This window comes from Sorangium sp. So ce1014 (genome assembly GCF_051521505.1).
In the GTDB taxonomy this organism is placed as follows: domain Bacteria; phylum Myxococcota_A; class Polyangia; order Polyangiales; family Polyangiaceae; genus Sorangium.
In genome coordinates, this window is sequence record NZ_CP150356.1 from 11,099,665 (window position 1) to 11,119,045 (window position 19,381).

Here is a 19,381-nt window from a genome sequence, read left to right on the forward strand (position 1 = left end):
ACCATGTCTAGCAAGCCTGATCCGTCTGCCAACATCGAAAGCGTCTATCCCCTCTCCCCCATGCAGGAGGGGATGCTGTTCCACACGCTCCTCCGCCCGTCCTCGGGCGTCTACCTCATGCAGAATCGCTATCGCATCGAGGGAGATCTGCAGATCGACGCGTTCGAGCGGGGCTGGCGAGAGGTGGTGGCGCGGCACGCGATCCTGCGCACCTCCTTCGTCTGGCGAAGCCAGAAGCGCCCGCTCCAGGTCGTCCACAAGGCGGTGGAGCTGCCGTTCGAGGTGCTCGACCACCGGGGCCTCACCGCGGAGGCCCAGGAGGCGCGCATCTCCATGGATCTCCGCGACGAGCTCGACCGAGGGCTGGACTTCGGCAAGGCGCCGGTGATGCGCCTCCGCCTCGTCCGGCTGGGCGACCGGACTCACGAGCTCGTCCACAGCTTCCACCACATCCTCTTCGACGAGTGGTGCACGTCGCTCCTGATGATGGACTTCCTCGCGCACTACGAGGCGCTGGTCCGGGGCGACGCGTCGCGCCCAGCGCCCGCGCGCCCCTACCGCGATTACATCGACTGGCTCGGGCGGCGAGACGTCCAGGCCGCGGAGGCGTTCTGGCGGGGCGCCCTCAAGGGCTTCGGGGCCCCGACGCCGCTCGGGTTCGAGGAGCGCTCCGCCGACGCGGCGGCCGCGGATCACGGCCAGATCGACGACCTCGTGATCCGGCTCGGCGCGGCGCCCACGGCCGCGCTGCGCGCGCTCGCCCAGCGCCATCGCCTCACGCTCAACACGGTGGTGCAAGGCGCCTGGGCCCTGCTCCTCAGCCATTACAGCGGCGAGCCCGAGGTGCTCTTCGGCGTCACCGTCGCCGGGCGTCCCCCGGAGCTGCCTGGGGTCGAGTCCATCCTGGGCCTCTTCATCAACACGCTGCCGCTGCGCGTCCCGGTCCCCGCGGACAAGCCGCTCCTGCCGTGGCTCGCCTCGATCCTCGATCGGAACCTGGCGCTGCGGCAGCACGAGCACACGCCGCTCGTGGACATCCAGCGCTGGAGCGAGATCGAGCGCGGACAGCCGCTGTTCCAGAGCCTCTTCGTGTTCGAGAACGCGCCGGTCGACCCCGCGCTCCGCGAGGGGCGGATCGTCTTCCGGGTCGGCGACGTCCGCGACCGTGTCCACACGAACTACCCGCTCACGATCATGTCGTGGCCCGACGCCGAGCTGCCCCTCAAGCTCTCCTACGATCGGTCGCGCGTCCGGCCCGAGCTCGCCGCGCGGCTGCTCGGGCACCTCGGCGCGCTCCTCGAGGGCATGGCCGCGCGGCCCGACGCGCGCCTCGGCGATCTGCCGCACCTCACGCCGGCCGAGCGGCAGCAGGCGCTCGTCGCGTGGAACACGGCGCCCGCGGCCCCGGAGGACCTCTCCTCCTACGCCGCGCGCTTCCGCGCCCAGGTCGCGCGGACCCCCGACGCCGTCGCCGTGTCCTGCGCGGATCGGCGGCTGACCTACGCCGCGCTGAACCGCGACGCCAACCGCGCGGCGCACGCGCTGCGCGCGCGTGGCGTCCACCCCGAGCAGCGGGTGGCGCTGCTCGACGAGCGGGGCATCCCGCTGCTCACCATGATCCTCGCCGTGTTCAAGGCCGGCGGGGCGTACGTGCCGATCGATCCCGCCTACCCGGCCGAGCGCATGGCGCAGATCCTCGCGTCGAGCGAGCCCCGCGTGGTGCTGACGCGCGATCGGCACCGCGGCGCTTTGGAAAGAGCCATTACTTTGCTGCCCGCGGCGCGCCGGCCGGCGATCGCGACCCTCGAGGGCGCCCTCGACGAGGCCTCGTCCGACGAGGACCCGGAGGAGCGCGGCGGACCGGGGCACCTCGCCTACGTCATCTACACGAGCGGCTCCACCGGGGCGCCCAAGGGCGCGATGGTCGAGCGGCGCGGGATGCTCAACAACATGCTGAGCAAGATCCCGCGGCTCGGCCTCGCGGCGGGCGACGTCATCGCGCAGACGGCGTCGCCGTGCTTCGACATCTCGGTCTGGCAGCTCCTCACCGCCCTGCTCTTCGGCGGCACGGTCGACATCGTGCCCGACGAGATCACGCGCGATCCGGCGCGCCTTCTCGAGCACGTCGAGCGCCGGGGGATCGCCGTCGCCGAGGTCGTCCCCGCCGTGCTCCAGGGCATGCTGGACGCGGCCCTCGAGCGCCCCGCGCCGCCGGCCCTCGCGCGGCTGCGCTGGATCCTGCCGACCGGCGAGGCGCTCCCCGCCGCGCTCGCCCGGGCGTGGCTCGACCGCTACCCCGCGGTGCCCCTCATGAACGCGTACGGGCCCGCGGAGTGCTCGGACGACGTGGCGCTGCACCCCATCGTCGCGCCGCCCGCGGCGCACGAGACCGAGGTCCCGATCGGGCGGCCGGTGGACGGCCTCCGGCTCTACGTCCTCGACCACCTGCTCGCCCCGTCGCCGGTCGGCGTGAGCGGCGAGCTCTACGTGGGCGGCATCGGCGTCGGGCGCGGCTATCTCGGCGAGCCGGGCCGGACCGCCGCCGTGTTCCTCCCCGACCCCTTCAGCCAGGCGCCGGGGCGCCGGCTCTACCGGACCGGGGATCTCGGCCGCTACCGAGAAGACGGCACGATCGAGTTCGCCGGCCGGCGGGACCACCAGGTCAAGCTGCGGGGCTACCGCATCGAGCTCGGCGAGATCGAGGCGCGGCTCGCCGAGCACCCCGCCGTGCAGGAGGCCGCGGTGCTCGTCCGCGAGGACCGGCCGGGCGTGCGGCGGCTCGTCGCCTACGCGGCCGCAGGCGCTGACGTGGCCGCAGGCGCTGACGTGGCCGCGGGCGCTCGGGCGCCGGCCGCGGAGGCGCTGCGCGCGTGGCTCGCGGAGCGCCTGCCCGAGTACATGGTGCCGGCGGCCTTCGTGTTCCTGCCGGCGCTCCCCCGCACGCCGAACGGCAAGGTCGACCGGCGCGCGCTGCCCGCCCCCGAGTCCGGCGACGCGCGGAGCCACGTCTCGCCGCGCACGGCGACCGAGGAGCTGCTCGCCGGGATCTGGGCCGAGGTGCTGGGCGTCGAGCGGGTCTCCGCGGAGGACTCGTTCTTCGACCTCGGCGGCCACTCGCTGCTCTTGACGCAGGTCCTCTCGCGCGTGCGCCGCGTGCTCGACGTCGAGCTCCCGCTCCGCGCGCTCTTCGAGACGCCGACGGTGGCCGCCCAGGCGCGCGCCGTCGAGGCGGCGCGGCGCGGCCCGCTGGCCCCGCCGGCGCCGCCGCTCCTCGCCGCGCCGCGGAGCGGCCCGCCGCCGCTCTCCTTCGCGCAGGAGCGCCTGTGGTTCCTCTCCGAGCTCGAGGAGAGCGCCGCGTCGTACAACGTCCCCGCGGCGGTGCGCCTGCTCGGGCCGCTCGACGTGGCCCGCCTCGAGCGCAGCTTCGCCGCGGTGGTCCGCCGCCACGAGTCCCTGCGCGCCACGTTCGAGGAGCGCGACGGCCGGGCGGTGGCGGTCATCCACGCCGAGCAGCCGGTGACGATCGCCCTCGGGGACCTCGGCGCCGTGCCCGAGGAGGCGCGCGAGGCCGAGGCGCTGCGGCGGCTCGAGGAGCAAGCCCGCCAGCCCTTCGACCTCCGCGGCGGGCCGCTGCTCCGGATCGCGCTCGTGCGCCTCGGCGAGCGCGAGCACCTCCTGCTCGTCGTCCTCCACCACATCGTGTCGGACGGATGGTCGATGAACGTCCTCGTCCGCGAGGTGGCGGAGCTCTACGCCGCCGACGCGGAGGGGCGCGCCGCGGCGCTCCCGGCGCTCCCGATCCAGTACGCCGACTACGCCCGGTGGCAGCGCGGGTGGCTCACGGAGACGGCGCTCGACCGAGAGCTCGCGTACTTCCGCCAGCGGCTCGGCGCGGAGCCGCCGGTGCTGCGGCTGCCCACCGACAAGCCGCGCCCCGCCGCGCGGTCCTACCGGGGCGCCCGCCTCGACTTCGCGCTCCCGCGCGAGCTCTCCGCCGAGCTCGGCGCGCTCGCGCGCGGCCAGGGCGTCACGACGTTCATGCTGCTCCTCGCCACGTTCCAGGCGCTCATGGCGCAGAGGAGCGGCCAGACGGACCTCTGCATCGGGACGCCGATCGCGGGCCGCACGCGCGTCGAGGTCGAGGGGCTCATCGGGCTCTTCGTCAACACCCTCGTGCTGCGGGCGGACCTCGCGGGGAACCCGCGCTTCACCGATCTCCTCTCGCGGACGCGGGAGGAGGTGCTGGCCGCGCAGGCGCACCAGGACCTGCCGTTCGAGCAGCTCGTGAAGGCGCTCCGGCCGGCGCGGGATCTCGGCAGCACGCCGCTGTTCCAGGTGATGTTCTCGCTCCAGGAGGCCTCGCGGCGCGCGCTCCCGCTCGCCGACCTCGAGCTCCGGCCCGTCGAGGTGGATCCGGGCAGCGCGCAGTTCGACCTCTCGCTTCACATGGCGACCGCGCCGGAGGGGCTGAGCGGCACGTTCGAGTACAGCACGGAGCTCTTCGAGGAGGGCACGATCCGCCGCATGGCGGACGACCTCCGCGCCGTGCTGGAGGCGATCGCGGCGCGGCCGACCGCGCGGCTCGGCGAGCTGCCGCTGCCGGAGGCGCCGGCCCCGGCGCAGCCCGAGCCGCCCGAGGCGGCGCCGCCGGCGGACGCGCTCCGCGAGGCGGCGCCGCCTGCGGGCGCGGGAGGAGCGCCCCCGGACGCCGCTCCCGCCACGGACGTCGAGGCGCAGCTCGCCGAGATCTGGGCCGCGGTGCTGGGCCGCGAGCGCGTCGGCCGCGACGACAACTTCTTCGAGCTGGGCGGCGACTCGATCCTGAGCCTGCAGGTCGTGTCGCGCGCGAAGCAGGCGGGCCTCCGCCTGACGGCGCGCCAGATGTTCCAGCACCAGACCCTCGCGGAGCTCTCGGCCGCCGCGGGCGTCGCCTCGGTCGCGGCGGCGGCCGGGGAGGAGCCGGCGACGGGCGACGTTCCCCTGACCCCGATCCAGCGGCGGTTCTTCGCGCGCGATCTGCCGAACCCCCATCACTGGAACCAGGCGCTCCTGCTCACGGTCGACGAGCCCCTCGACGGGCCGGCCCTGGAGGCGGCGGTGCAGGCGCTCCTGCGCCACCACGACGCCCTGCGGCTGCGCTACGTGCCGGAGGGAGACGCGTGGCGCCAGACGCACGCGCCCGGCGAGCCCGAGGCCGTCGCGCATCGGGCGGACCTCTCCAGGGTGCCCGAGGCCGACCTGCCGCGGGCGATCGAGGCGCACGCGTCCCGCTGGCAGGCGAGCCTGGACCTGACGGCGGGGCCGGTGCTCCGCGTGGTCGCCTTCGACCTCGGCGCCGGCCGGCCGGGACGGCTCTTGCTGGCCGCGCACCACCTTGTCGTCGACGGCGTGTCGTGGCGGATCCTCCTCGACGATCTCCAGACCGCCTACGACCAGGCCCGCCGCGGGGCGCCGGCGCAGCTGCCCGGCAGGACCACCTCGTTCAAGCGGTGGGCGGAGCGCCTCGAGGCCGCGGCGCAGGACGCCGCCCTCCAGGAAGAAGCGGCCTTCTGGCTCGGGCTGCCCTGGGACCGGGCGGCGCCGCTGCCGGTCGACACGCCGGCCGGGGATCGCGCGGAGACGGCCATGGCCACGGTCAAGGCGGGGCTGAGCGGGGCCGAGACGCGATCGCTGCTGGAGGCGGTGTCGGAGGCATACCGGACGCGCGTCGACGAGGTCTTGGTGGCCGGGCTGGCCCTGGCCCTCGGGCGGTGGACCGGGCAGCGCGTGGCGGCGATCGAGGTCGAGGGCCACGGGCGCGAGGCGCTCGACGGCGAAGACCTGGACCTGTCGCGCACGGTCGGGTGGTTCACGAGCGCCTACCCGGTGCTGCTCGAGGTCGCGCCGGACGCGGCGCCGGGCGCCGTGCTCAAGACGGTGAAGGAGCAGCTCCGCCGCATCCCGCGGCGCGGCCTCCCCTACGGCGCGGTGCGGGAGCTCGGGACGGGGGCGATCGCCGACCGGCTGCGCCGCCTGCCGACGCCCGGCATCGGGTTCAACTACCTGGGGCAGTGGGACCAGGTGGTGGGCGCCGGCGCGCGGTTCTCCCTGGCCGCGGAGTCGCCCGGCGCCGAGCACGACCCGGGCAGCCCGCTCGCGTACGAGATCGAGATCGACGCGGCGGTGTACGACGGCCGCCTCGAGGCGACCTTCCGCTACAGCGCCGCGCGGTACCGGCAAGAGACGGTCGCGGCGGTCAGCGCGCTGTGGCGCGACGCGCTGAGAGAGCTGATCGCGCACTGCCTGTCTCCTGACGCCGGCGGCTACACGCCATCGGACTTCACCGACGTCGCGCTCGCGTCGGACGAGCTGGACTCCATCCTGCAAGCCCTGGACTGACGCCATGACGAACAAGAAGAAAGACGTTGAGTCGATTCACTATCTCTCCCCGCTCCAGCAGGGATTGCTCTTTCACGCGGTCTCGGATCGGTCCGCCGACCCGTACTTCGTCCAGACGGCCTTCCTCCTGGAGGGGCGGCTCGATCTCGACGCCTTCGAGCGCGCCTGGCAGGCGCTCGCGGAGCGGCACCCCATCCTGCGCACCGGCTTCGTCTGGGAGGGCGTGAACAGGCCGGTGCAGGTCGTCCGCCCGCGAGCGACGATCCCGCTCTCGCGGCACGATCTCCGCGGGCTCGACGCGCGCGAGCGCGAGGAGGCCCTCGTCGAGCTCATGGCCGCGGACCGGCGCGCCGGCTTCGACCTGCTGAAGGCGCCCCTCATGCGGCTCACGGTGGCCCGGGCCGAGGAGGAGGCCTTTTATTTCATCAACAGCCATCACCACCTCCTGCTCGACGGGTGGAGCTTCGCCCTCCTGCTGAGAGAGGCGCTGTTCATTTACAAGGCACTCGCGCGGGGCACGACGCCCGAGCTGCCGCGGCCGCGCCCGTACCGGGAGTACCTCACGTGGGTGCAGGCCCAGGACGAAGGCGCTGCCGAGCGGTTCTTCCGCGGCGCGCTGGCCGGGTTCCGGGCGCCGACGCCGCTCCCGCTGGAGGCCGGTCCGGCGGCCGCCGCGGGCGACGGCGCGTTCCCCTGCGCCGAGCAGGCGCTCCGCTTCTCGCGGGCCGAGACGGAGGCGCTCGCGGCCTGCGCGCGGCGCCTGCGCGTCACGCTGAACACCCTCGTGCAGGGCGCGTGGGCCCTCCTGCTCTCCCGGCACAGCGGAGAGGCCGACGTTGTCTTCGGCTCCACGGTGTCGGGCCGCCCCCCGGAGCTCCCCGGCTCCGAGGCCATCGTCGGCGTGCTGATCAACACCTTGCCGGTGCGGGTCCGCGTGGACGAGCACGAGCCGCTCGCCGCCTGGCTCTCGCGGCTGCAGGACCGGAACAGCGAGCTGCGCCAGTACGAGTGGACCCCCCTGTCCAGCGTCCAGCGCTGGAGCGAGGTGCCAGGCGGGCGGTCGCTCTTCGACACCCTTGTGGTGTTCGACAGCTACCCCGAGGAGGACGTGAGCGGCGTGCAATCTGACGTTCGCGACGTTCGCGACGTTCGCGACGTTCGCGTCCGCGCCCTGCCCCGGCCCGGCGGCGGGCGCGTCGGCGACGCCCTGCTCACCGCCGGGCGCAACAACTACCCGGCGTCGCTCATCGTCGAGCCGTCGAGCGAGCTCGGGCTCATCCTGAGCTACGAGCGCCGGCGCCTCACGCACGAGGCCGCGGCCAGCCTGCTCGGCCAGTGCCGCGCGCTGCTCGAGGCGATGGCGGCGCGGCCGGACGCCCGGCTGGCCGAGCTGCCCCTCGTGGGCGGCGCGGAGCGGCGGCGCCTGCTCTCCGAGTGGAACGCGACGGCCGCCGACTTCCCGCCGGCCTGCGTCCACGAGCTCTTCGCGGCGCACGCCGCCGCGCGGCCCGACGCCCTGGCGGTCGTCTGCGAGGAGACGGCGCTGACCTACGGGGAGCTCGACCGGCGGACGAACCAGCTGGCGCGGAGGCTGCGGGCGCTCGGCGTGGGGCCCGAGGACCGGGTCGTCCTGTGCATCGAGCGCTCGGCGGAGCTGATCCTCGCGCTGCTCGGCGCGCTCAAGGCCGGCGCCGCGTACGTGCCCGTCGACCCGAAATTCCCGCGCGAGCGGCTGCGCGCCGTCGTGGAGGACAGCGGCGCGAAGGTCGTGATCACCCAGGAATCATGGGCCGGCGCGTTCGACGGGCCGGGGCCGGCGCTGCTCTTCCTCGACCGCGACGCGGGCGCCCTCGCGGCCGAATCCGACGCGCCGCTCGGCGCGACGGCCCGGCCGGAGAACCTGGCCTACCTCATCTACACCTCGGGCTCGACCGGGCGCCCGAAGGGCGTGGCCGTCGAGCACCGCCACCTCGTGAACTACGTGCGCGGCGTGCTCACGCGGCTGCCCCTCGCCGAGGGCGGCGGCATGGCGCTCGTCTCGACCGTGGCGGCGGATCTCGGGCACACGTCGCTCTTCGGCGCGCTCTGCTCGGGCCGCGCGCTGCACGTCCTGTCCGAAGCGCGGATCTTCGATCCCGACGCCACCGCCGAGTACATGAGCCGCCACGGGGTCGACGCGCTCAAGATCGTCCCCAGCCACCTCACCGCGCTCCTCGAGGCGGCGCAGCCCGAGCGCGTGCTGCCCGCGCGCTGCCTCGTGCTCGGCGGGGAAGCCTCCAGCTGGGAGCTCATCGACCGGATCCGCGCGCTCTCGCCGGGGTGCACCGTCCTGAATCATTACGGTCCCACGGAAACCACAGTGGGCTCGCTTACATGGCAGATCGATGCCGCAGGCGGCCGATCCGCAGCGACCGTGCCCATCGGCCGGCCGCTCCCGAACACCCAGGCATATGTCCTTGGTGTAAATATGGAACCGGTGCCGGTGGGCGTGCCCGGGGAGCTCTACCTGGGCGGGGCCGGCGTGACGCGCGGCTACCACGCGCGCCCCGAGCTGACGGCGGAGCGCTTCGTCCCCGATCCGTTCGGGGGCGCCCCGGGCGGCCGCCTGTACCGCACCGGGGACCGGGCGCGCCTCCGGGCGGACGGCGCGATCGAGTTCCTCGGGCGCACCGACCACCAGATCAAGCTGCGCGGCCACCGGGTCGAGCTCGGCGAGATCGAGGCTCGCCTGCGCGAGCAGCCCGAGGTGCGCGAGGCGGTCGTGGCGGCGCGGGACGCCGGCGGGACCACGCGCCTCGTGGCCTACGTCGTCGGCCGGGAGGCGGCGGCGCTCGACGTCGCGGCGCTCCGCGGCCGGCTCGCGCTGGGGCTCCCCGACCACATGGTGCCCGCCGTGATCGTGGCGCTGCCCGCGCTGCCGCTCACCGCGAACGGCAAGGTCGACCGCGCGGCGCTGCCCGAGCCCGGGCGGGCGGGCGCGCCGGAGGCCGCCGGCTTCGTCGCGCCGCGGAGCGAGGTCGAGGCCACGCTCGCCCAGATCTGGGCCGAGATCCTGCGCGTGGAGCGGGTCGGCATCCACGACAACTTCTTCGCCCTCGGCGGCGACTCCATCCGGAGCCTCCAGGTCATCGCGCGCGCCAACCAGCGCGGCGTCAAGCTGAGCCCGAAGGACCTGTTCGACCACCCCACCGTGGCCGGCGCCGCGGCGGTCGCGCGCTCCACCGCGGCGCCGGTCGCGGCCGCGGGCGCCGCCACCGTTGCGGGCCCGGACGAGGCCGGCGCGCCGCAGGGAGAGCCGCCCGGGGCGACGCCTCCGCGGTTCGCGCTGAGCGGCCTCACGCAGGACGAGCTCGCGCGCAACCTGCCGGACCCGGCGGGGCTCGATGACGTCTACCCGCTCTCGCCGATGCAGGAGGGGATGCTCTTCCACACCCTGCTGAACCCGGGCTCGGGCATCTACCTGATGCAGCAGCACTACGTGTGGCACGGCGCGCTCGACGGCGGCCTCGTCATCGAGGCCTGGCGGCGGGTGGCGGCGCGGCACCCCATCCTGAGGACCTCCTTCGTCTGGAAGGATCTCGAGCGACCGCTCCAGATCGTCCACCGGCAGGTCGACCTCTCCGACGTCATCCACGTCCTCGACTGGCGCGACAAGACCGAGGCCGAGCAGGAGCGGCGCCTCGCCGAGACGCTCGAGGCCGAGCTCGCCGAAGGGCTCGACATGACGCGCGCGCCGCTCATGCGGCTCCGGCTGATCCGCGTGCGGGAGGACGCCTACCGCATCGTGCGGAGCTTCCACCACATCCTCACGGACGACTGGTGCTTCTCCGTGCTGATGATGGAGTGCCTGTCGTACTACGCGGCCCTGATCGAGGGCCGCTCGCTGGAGCTGCCCGAGCCGCGCCCCTACCGCGACTACATCGCCTGGCTCGCGCGGCAGGACCTCCCGGCGGCCGAGCGGTTCTGGCGCGAGGAGCTCCGCGGCTTCGCCGAGCCGACGCCCCTCGGCGTGGACCGGATCCTCCCCGACGGGGCCGCGCCGCCCGCGGGGGCCGGGGTGAGCGACGCGTTCGTCGAGCTGCCGCCGGCCTTGACCGAGGCGCTCCTCGGCCTCGCGCACAAGCACGGGCTGACGCCCAACACCCTGGTGCAAGGGGCCTGGGCGCTCCTCCTGAGCCGCTACAGCGGCCGGCGCGACGTCGTGTTCGGCGTGACCGTGGCGGGCCGCCCGACCGATCTGCCCGGCGTGGAGACGATCGTGGGCCTCTTCATCAACAGCCTGCCGCTGCGGGTGCGCGTCTCGCCCGAGCAGCCGCTCCTCCCGTGGCTCAAGGGACTCCTGGCCCACAACTACCGGATCCGCGAGGTCGAGTATCCGCCGCTCGTGGAGATCCAGCGGTGGAGCGAGCTCCCCAAGGGACAGGCGCTGTTCGACAGCCTCCTCGTCTTCGAGAACGCGCCGAAGGACCCCCGCCTCGGCGAGCAGGTGGGCGAGGTCCGTCTCTCCTACGAGCAGGACCGGGTCCACACGAACTACCCGATGACGGTCGTGGCCTACCCGGGCGCGGGGCTCGGGATCCGGCTCTCGTACGACCGGCGCCTGTTCGATCACGACGCCGTCGAGCGGATGCTCGGCCACCTTGTCGAGCTCCTCTCGGAGATGGCCCGCCGTCCGGAGGCGCGGCTGGGCGACCTCGCGCTCCTGAAGGAGCGCGAGCGCCGGCAGCTGCTCCTGGAGTGGAACAGCACGAAGCGCGCGGAGCCCGCCGCGCCGAGCTATGTGTCGCTGTTCGAGGCTCAGGCGCGGAGGACGCCCGACGCCGAGGCGGTCACGTGCCGCGGGCGCCGGCTCACCTACGCGGCCCTGAACCGCGCCGCCAACCAGGTGGCCCACGCATTGCGGGCCCAGGGGGTCGGTCCGGACACGATCGTCGCCGTGCTGGAGTCGCGCGACATCGAGCTGGTCGTCGCCCTGCTCGGCGTGCTCAAGGCCGGCGGCGCGTACCTCCCGCTCGATCCTCACCAGCCGGAGCAGCGCATCGCCGGGGTCGTCGAGGCGAGCCGCGCGCCCGTGGTCGTGACCTCGGAGGCGTGGGTCCCGCGGCTCGCGAAGGCGCTCGCGCACCTGCCGGAGCCAGCCCGGCCTCGGTTCGTGACGCGCGAGCGCCTCGCCGCGCAGCGCGGGCCCGCGCTTGTCGATGATCTCCCGCGGCTCGCCGGCCCCGGCCACCTCGCCTACGTCATCTACACGAGCGGTTCGACCGGCGTGCCGAAGGGGGCGATGGTCGAGCACGCCGGGATGCTCAACAACGTGTGGGGGAAGATCCCCGCGCTGGAGCTCGGCGCCTCGGACGTGATCGGCCAGACCGCGTCCCAGTGCTTCGACATCTCGGTGTGGCAGCTGCTGACGGCGCTGCTCTGCGGCGGCCGCGTGCACATCGTCCCCGACGAGATCGTGGGCGATCCGCGGCGCCTGCTGGAGGAGGCCGAGGCGCAGGGGATCACGGTCCTCGAGCTGGTCCCTTCGCTCCTGCGGGAGCTCGTGGGGGCCGAGGAGGACGCGCCGCGCCTCGCGCGCCTCCGGTGGATGCTGCCCACCGGCGAGGCGCTGACGCCCGACCTCTGCCGCCGGTGGTTCGCGCGCTACCCCCGCGTCCCGCTCATGAACGCCTACGGGCCGGCCGAGTGCGCCGACGACGTCGCGCTGCACGCGATCACGGCGGCCCCGGGGCCCGAGCTCGTCCACGTGCCCATCGGCCGGCCCGTGCCCAACGTGAAGCTCTACGTCGTGACGGGCGACGACCTCGCGCCCGTCGGCGTGACCGGCGAGATCTGCGTCACGGGCATCGGCGTGGGGCGAGGCTACCTGAACGACCCCGCCCGGACCGCGGAGGCCTTCGTGCCCGACCCCTTCGGCGACGTGCCCGGCGCGCGCATGTACCGGACCGGCGATCTCGGCCGGCGCCTCGCGGACGGCACCCTCGAGTTCTCGGGGCGGCGGGATCACCAGGTGAAGATCCGCGGCTTCCGCATCGAGCTCGGCGAGATCGAGGCGCGCCTCGCGCAGCACCCGGAGGTCCGCGAGGCCGTGGTCGCGGTCCGGGAGGAGCGCTCGTCCGGCAAGCGGCTCGTGGCCTACGTCGTCGGCGAAGGCGGCGCGCCCCCGGCGCCGGAGCGCCTGCGCGATTTCCTGAAGGAGACGCTGCCCGACTACATGGTGCCGCCCGCGTTCGTCGCGCTGTCCGCGCTGCCGCTCACCCCGAACGGCAAGGTGGACCGCAAGGCCCTGCCGGCGCCGGAGGCGCCCGCGGCCGATCCGGGAGGCGCGGCGGCAGGCGCCCCCACGACGCCGACCGAGGAGGCCCTCGCCGCGATCTGGGCGGAGGTGCTGGGGCTCGAGCGGGTCGGCGTCCACACCGGCTTCTTCGAGCTGGGCGGGCACTCGCTCCTCGCCACGCAGGTCGTGTCGCGCGTGCGCAAGGCGCTCGGCGTCGAGCTGCCGCTCCGCAGCCTGTTCGATCACCCCACCGTGGCGGAGCTCGCCGGCGACGTCGATCGACGCCGCGGCCCGCTCGCCGGCGCGCCGGCGGCCGGGGCGCCGCCGCTCGTCCCGGCGCCGCGGCAGGGGCCGCTGCCGCTCTCGTTCGCGCAGCAGCGCCTGTGGTTCCTGGCCCAGCTCGAGCCCGACAGCGCCGGGTACAACATGACCGCCGCCGTGCGCGTCGAGGGGGAGCTCGACGTCGCGCGGCTCAGGGACAGCCTTGCCGCGCTCGTCCGGCGCCACGAGTCGCTGCGGACCACGTTCGGCGTGGCCTCGGGCGAGCCGGTGCAGGTGATCGCCCCCGAGGGCGCGCCGGCGTTCGAGGTGGTGGACCTGTCGGCGACGCCCGCCGCGGAGCACGGCGCGGCGGTCCAGCGCCTGGCCGAAGGCCGCGCGGAGCGGCCGTTCGACCTCGGTCGCGGCCCGCTCCTGCGGGTGACCGCGATCCGGCTCCGCGACGACGAGCTCGTGCTGGTCATCGTCGTCCACCACATCGTGGCGGACGGCTGGACCCTGAACGTGCTTGTCGCGGAGCTGGCCGAGCTGTACGTGGCGGCGAGGGCCGGGCGCCCGCCGGCGCTGCGGCCGCTGCCGGTCCAGTACGCGGACTTCGCCGTCTGGCAGCGGCGGTGGATCCAGGGCGCGACCCGCGAGGCGCTGCTCGGCGCCTGGCGCGAGCGGCTCTCCGGGCACCCGCCGGCGCTCGATCTGCGCCCGGATCACCCGCGGCCCGCCGCGCCGAGCTACCGCGGCGCGCGCCACACGATCGCGGTGGACCGCGCGCTCTCCGACGCCCTGCGCGCGCTCGGCCGGCGCGAGGGCGCGACCCTCTTCATGACGCTGCTCGCCGCGTTCAAGGTCATGCTCCTCGGGCGCACGGGCCAGAGCGACCTCCTCGTCGGGACCGACGTCGCGGGCCGCAACCGCGCCGAGACCGAGGGGCTCATCGGGTTCTTCGTCAACCTGCTGGTCCTGCGCACGGATCTCGGCGGCCTGCCGACGTTCCGGGAGCTCCTTCAGCGGGTCCGGGAGGTCACGCTCGACGCGTACGCGCACCAGGATCTGCCGTTCGAGCAGGTCGTCGACGCCGTGCGGCCGGCCCGCGAGCCCGGCCGCCACCCCCTCGTGCAGACGCTGTTCGTGCTGCAGAACGTGCCGGCGTCCGACATCTCGCTGCCCGGGATCCGCATCAGCCCCGTGGATCTCGACCGGGAGGTGTCGCGGTTCGACCTCGGCGTGTTCGTCGAGGAGACGGACGAGGGGCTCGCGTGCGCGTGGAAGTACCGCGCCGATCTGTTCGAGCCGCCGACGATCGCCGCGATGGCGGCCCACTTCATGGCCGTGCTGCGGGCCATCGTGGACGACCCCGACCGCCGCGTGACGGCGCTCGCGGCAGCCGAGAGGAAGGAACGCACCGTGGAAGGACGCGCGCGCGACGAGGGCCGGCTCCGGAGCCTCAAGCGCATCACCCCCCGCAAGGTGGACGTGGGTCCCAGCGCGCTCGTCGCGACGAGCACGCTGGACGCCGGGCCGCTGCCGCTCGTCGTGAAGCCGGCGGTGGACGACGTGGAGCTCGCGGCCTGGGCCCGCGAGGAGCGGGCGTTCGTCGAGGCGCAGCTGCTCCGGCACGGGGCCGTCCTGTTCCGCGGCTTCCCGATCCGGTCGGTCCCGGATTTCGAGCAGGTCGCGCAGGCCCTCTGCGGCGAGCTGTTCGGCGAGTACGGCGACCTTCCGCGGGAGAAGACCGGGCAGCACATCTACAGCTCGACGCCGTACCCGGCCGACAAGGCCATCCTGTTCCACAACGAGAGCTCGCACCTCCCGCGCTGGCCGATGAAGCAGTGGTTCTACTGCGTGCAGGCCGCGCCGGAGGGCGGCGCGACGCCGATCGTCGACTGCCGCCGGCTCTACGAGGCGCTCGCGCCGGACGTCCGCGAGCGCTTCCGGCGGACGGGGCTGCTCTACGTGCGCAACTTCACGCCGGGCTTCGACGTGAGCTGGCAGGACTTCTTCCACACGACGGATCCCGCGGTCGTGGAGGAGCGCTGCCGCGCGGGCGGCATGCGGTGCGCGTGGCTCGCGGGCGGCCGGCTGCGGATCGGCCAGCGCGGCCCGGCCGTGCTCTCGCATCCGAAGACGGGAGAGCAGGTGTTCTTCAACCAGGTCCAGCTGCACCACCCGGCGTACCTGGAGGCGCCGGTGCGCGAGTCGCTCCTGGCGATGCTCGGCGAGGAGTGGCTGCCCCGCAACGTGGTCTACGGCGACGGCGCGCCGATCGAGGCGGAGACGACCCGCGCGCTCGGCGAGGCCTACGAGCGCTGCGCCGTGCGGTTCCCGTGGCAGGAGGGCGACGTCATCCTGCTCGACAACATGCTCGTGGCCCACGGCCGCGACCCGTTCTCGGGTCCGCGGAAGATCGTGGTCGCCATGGGCGAGATGATGACGGCCGAGCGGGCGACGCAGGCGGCCCAGGGCGCGGTGGCGACATGACGGCGCAGGTCATGGAGCTCGGGCCGAGCGTCCAGGGCGTGCGCCTGTCGCCGCAGCAGCGGCGCCTGTGGGCGCTCCACCGGAGCGGGATCGCGGTGTGCACGCGCGGGCTGATCCGGCTGGAGGGAAACCTCGATGCCGCGCGGCTGGCCGATGCCCTCGGCCAGGTCGTCGCGCGGCACGAGATCCTGAGGACGACGTTCCGCCGGGATCCGCGCCTCAAGTTCCCGCTGCAGGCCGCCAGTGGGGCGGCGCCCGCGTGGCGCCGCGTGGATCTGGGCGGCCGCGCGGCCGGCGAGCAGCAGGCGCACGTCGAGGCGCTCTGGCGCGAGGCCGCGCGGCTCGAGCTCGACCTCGAGCGCGGGCCGCTGCTTCACGTCTGGCTTGTGCGCCGCGCCGACCGGCTGCACGACCTGCTCGTCGCCGCGCCCGCGCTCTGCGCCGACGCGTGGACGATGGACCTGCTGTTCGGCGAGCTGGCCGAGGCCTACGCCGGCGCCGGCGAGCGAGGCGCGAGCGGGGAGGAGCCGGTGCAATACGCCCAGTTTGCCGAGTGGCAGAACGATCTCGTCGGCTCGGCGGAGGGCGCCCCGGCGCCTCCGGGGATGCCCGTCGTCCTCCCCTTCGAGGGCGCCGCCTTCGAGGGCGGCGCCTCCGGCGAGGCCGTCGAGATCGACGTCGACGCCGCGCTGCTCGACCGGCTGGAGTCGCTGGCCCGCGGCGAGGGCGCCTCGCTCTCGTCGGTCCTGCTCGCGGCCTTCCAGGTCCACCTCGCGCGCCTCACCGGGTCGCGGGAGCTCCTCGTCGCCGTGGCCTCGGCCGGGCGGACGATCGAGGACGTCCAGGAGGTCATGGGCCCGGTGGCCAGGTGGCTCCCGGTGCCGTGCCGCGTGGACGACGCGCAGCGGTTCGCCGAGCTTGTGCGCCGGGCGCAGGCAGGCGTCGAGGAGGCGACCGAGGAAGCCGAGGAGCGCTGGAACCCCGACCTGCCGGCGGACGGCGCGGGGCCCGGGAGCACCGTCGGCTTCGAGTTCTCCTCGCTCCCGGAGCCCCGGGTGGCGGGCGGCCTCGCGTGGAGCGTCGAGCGCCGGTGCACGGGCGCGGGCGGGCTCAAGCTCGCGCTCTCGGCGCAGCGCGGGCGAGGCCGCGTGCGCCTCTCGCTCTGGCACGACGCGCGCCGGTGCGGGGCGGAGGGCGTCCTCGGCCTGGCCGAGCAGTACCGTGCGCTGCTCGGCAGCGCGGCCGGGGCCTGGTCGGCGCCCGTGGAGCGCCTCGACCTGCTCGACCCTTCGGAGCGGGCGCGGCGGCTCTCGGCGGGCCGGGGGGCGGCGCACGACGCCGCGCCGCCGCGGTGCCTGCATGCGTCGTTCGAGGAGCACGCCGCGCGGCAGCCCGATGCGCTGGCCGTTGTCGCGGGGGATCGGCGGCTGACCTACGGTGAGCTGAACCGGCAGGCCAACCGGCTCGCCCACCATCTCCGCCGGCGCGGCGTCGGCGGCGGCAGCCCGGTCGGCCTCTGCTGCGAGCGATCCGTGGACATGATCGCGGGCCTCCTCGGCATCCTCAAGGCCGGAGGGGCCTACGTGCCGCTCGACCCGCACGCCCCCGCGCAGCGGCTCGCCCAGCAGATCCGGCGCGCCGGCTTCTCCGTCCTGCTCACGAACGCGCCTGCCCGCGCCCGGCTGCCGGACACCGACTGCGCCGTCCTCTCGCTCGACGACGCGGCGCTGCTCGACGGCGAGCCCGCCGCCGACCCGGCCGCGCCGGTGCAGCTCGACGACATCGCGTCCGTCATCTTCACGTCCGGCTCGACCGGCGAGCCCAAGGGCGTCGCAATAACGCACCGCGGCATCGCCAGCTACACCCGCTCGGTGTGCGAGGCGCTCGGGATCGAGGCGGGCCTGCATTTCGCGACCGTCTCGACGTTGAGCGCCGATCTCGGCAACACGAGCCTCTTCGGCGCGCTCGCCTCGGGCGGGTGCCTCCACGTGATCGGCTACGAGACGGCCACCGACGGCAGGCTCTTCTCGGAGTACTACCGGCGCTGGCCGATCGACGTGCTGAAGATCGTGCCGTCGCACCTGAGCGCGCTGCTCGACACGGGCGAGGGGGCGGCGGTGCTGCCGCGGCGGCTCCTTGTGCTGGGCGGAGAGGCGCTGCCGTTCGCCCTCATCGAGCGGATCGCGGCGCTCTCGGGCGGCTGCGCGGTGGCGAACCACTACGGGCCGACCGAGACGACGGTGGGCGCGCTCGTGCAGCCGCTCGGCGCGCTGCGTGACCGGCGCGGGTGCGCCTCGGTGCCGATCGGCCGCCCCCTCGCCAACGCCGAGGCGTACGTCCTCGACGAGCGCCTGGAGCCGGCGCCGGCGGGCACGGTGGGCGAGCTCTACCTGGGCGGCGCCGGCCTCGCGCGCGGGTACCTCGGCCAGCCGGATCTGACCGCGAAGCGGTTCGTGCCGCACCCCTTCGGCGTGGGCGCGCGCCTCTACCGCACGGGCGATCGGGCGCGGTACCGCCCCGACGGCGCCATCGAGTTCATGGGCCGGCGCGATCACCAGGTGAAGATCCGCGGCTACCGCGTGGAGATCGGGGAGATCGAGGCGCGCGTCCGGGAGCACCCCGCGGTCGGGCAGGCGGTCGTCGTCGCCCGCGAGGACGGCGCGGGCGGGCGCGCGATCGTCGCGTACGTGGTGCCCCGGGAGGGGGCGCTCGACGAGGCCGCGCTGCGCGGGTTCCTCAGGGATCGGCTCCCCGAGTACATGCACCCGAGCGACTTCGTGCTGCTCCACGCGCTGCCCCTGACCGCCAACGGGAAGGTGGATCGCAAGGCGCTGCCCAGCCCTGCCGCGCGGCGGCGGCGCGAGTACGTCGCGCCGCGCACGCCGGTCGAGGAGGCGCTCGCGCGCATCTGGGCCGACGTGCTGGGGCGCCCGCAGATCGGCGTCGAGGACAGCTTCTTCGACCTCGGCGGGCACTCGCTGATGGCGATCCCGCTGATGCACCGGATCCAGCAGGCGCTCGGCGGCTCCCTGTCGTTGATGGCGATCTTCGAGGCGCCGACCGTCGCGGGGCTGGCCCGCCTGCTCGCGGACGAGCGCCCCGCGTCGAGCGTCGTCGTGCTCCGCGCGGGCGGGTCGCGCCCTCCCCTCTTCTGCGTGGACTCCTCGGGCCTGCACGTCATGGCCTACCAGGGCCTCGCCGCGGCCATGAGCGAGGAGCAGCCGGTGCTCGGGCTCGATCTGGGCCCATCGCTCGCGCGTGAGGCCGGGGCGCTCTCGCTCCCTCGGATCGTCGAGCGGCTCTCGCGCGAGATCCGGGAGCGGCAGGCGCGCGGGCCGTACCGCCTCCTCGGGTGGTCGGTGGGCGGCGTGCTGGCGCTCGCCGTCGCCCGGACGCTGGAGGAGCAGGGCGAGCGGGTCGCCTTCCTCGGCCTGCTGGACACGCAGCCGCGCACGCGGCTCTACGCGGCGGGCGAGCCGGATGTCGTCGAGGAGCTGGCGGCGTACATCGATCAGGGCCGCGGCGCGGAGCTGCTCGCGCTCGCGCCGGCGGAGCTCGACGCGCTGCGGGAGCGGCTGAAGGGGCTGAGCGACGGCGACCGGGTGGCGGAGGCCGTGCGCTGGGCGCAGGCCCGCGGCTTCGCGTCGAGCGACATCCCGCCCGCCGCCTATCACCACCGGTACGCGCTGCTTCGAGGCGCGGCCCTGCTCACGAACGATCTGCCGCCGCGGTGCGTCGCGGCGCCGATCCATGCGTGGTGGAGCGCCGAGACGCTCGCGTACCACGGCGGCCCGCCCATGGACTGGCAGCGCATCACGTCGGGCGCGGTGCACACGGCGGATCTCCCCGGCGATCACCTCGCCGCCGTGCAGGGGGCCGACGTGCATGCGCGCGTGCGCGCGGCCCTGGAGGTCCTGGATCTCGATGAACGCGCCCTGGAGCGCCCGGAATCAAACAACCCTTCTCCCTAGG

The 19,381-nt window shown here is 74.8% G+C and carries 3 protein-coding genes; all 3 read left to right on the forward strand.

Annotated features, from left to right (window positions below):
- Positions 1-3 precede the first annotated feature (3 nt).
- From WME75_RS42140 to WME75_RS42150, 3 genes are read left to right on the forward strand one after another with little or no spacing between them, the layout of a single operon-like run.
- Positions 4-6,378, forward strand: coding sequence for an amino acid adenylation domain-containing protein (locus WME75_RS42140; protein ID WP_437482988.1), 6,375 nt, complete (start codon positions 4-6; stop codon positions 6,376-6,378).
- A gap of 4 nt (positions 6,379-6,382) precedes the next feature.
- The gene (locus WME75_RS42145; RefSeq protein ID WP_437482991.1) at positions 6,383-15,409 is read left to right on the forward strand and encodes an amino acid adenylation domain-containing protein; all 9,027 of its coding nucleotides are present in this window, start codon (positions 6,383-6,385) and stop codon (positions 15,407-15,409) included.
- Positions 15,406-19,380: a non-ribosomal peptide synthetase gene (locus WME75_RS42150; RefSeq protein WP_437482994.1), complete on the forward strand. Its 3,975-nt coding sequence runs from the start codon at positions 15,406-15,408 to the stop codon at positions 19,378-19,380. Before WME75_RS42145 ends, WME75_RS42150 begins: the two co-directional genes overlap by 4 nt.
- Position 19,381 lies beyond the last annotated feature (1 nt).

Excerpts from the sequence above, each read along its gene's own strand:
- WME75_RS42140 (WP_437482988.1), top strand. The coding sequence starts at position 4 with ATGTCTAGCAAGCCTGATCCGTCTGCCAACATCGAAAGCGTCTATCCC.
- WME75_RS42145 (WP_437482991.1), top strand. The coding sequence starts at position 6,383 with ATGACGAACAAGAAGAAAGACGTTGAGTCGATTCACTATCTCTCCCCG.
- WME75_RS42150 (WP_437482994.1), top strand. The coding sequence starts at position 15,406 with ATGACGGCGCAGGTCATGGAGCTCGGGCCGAGCGTCCAGGGCGTGCGC.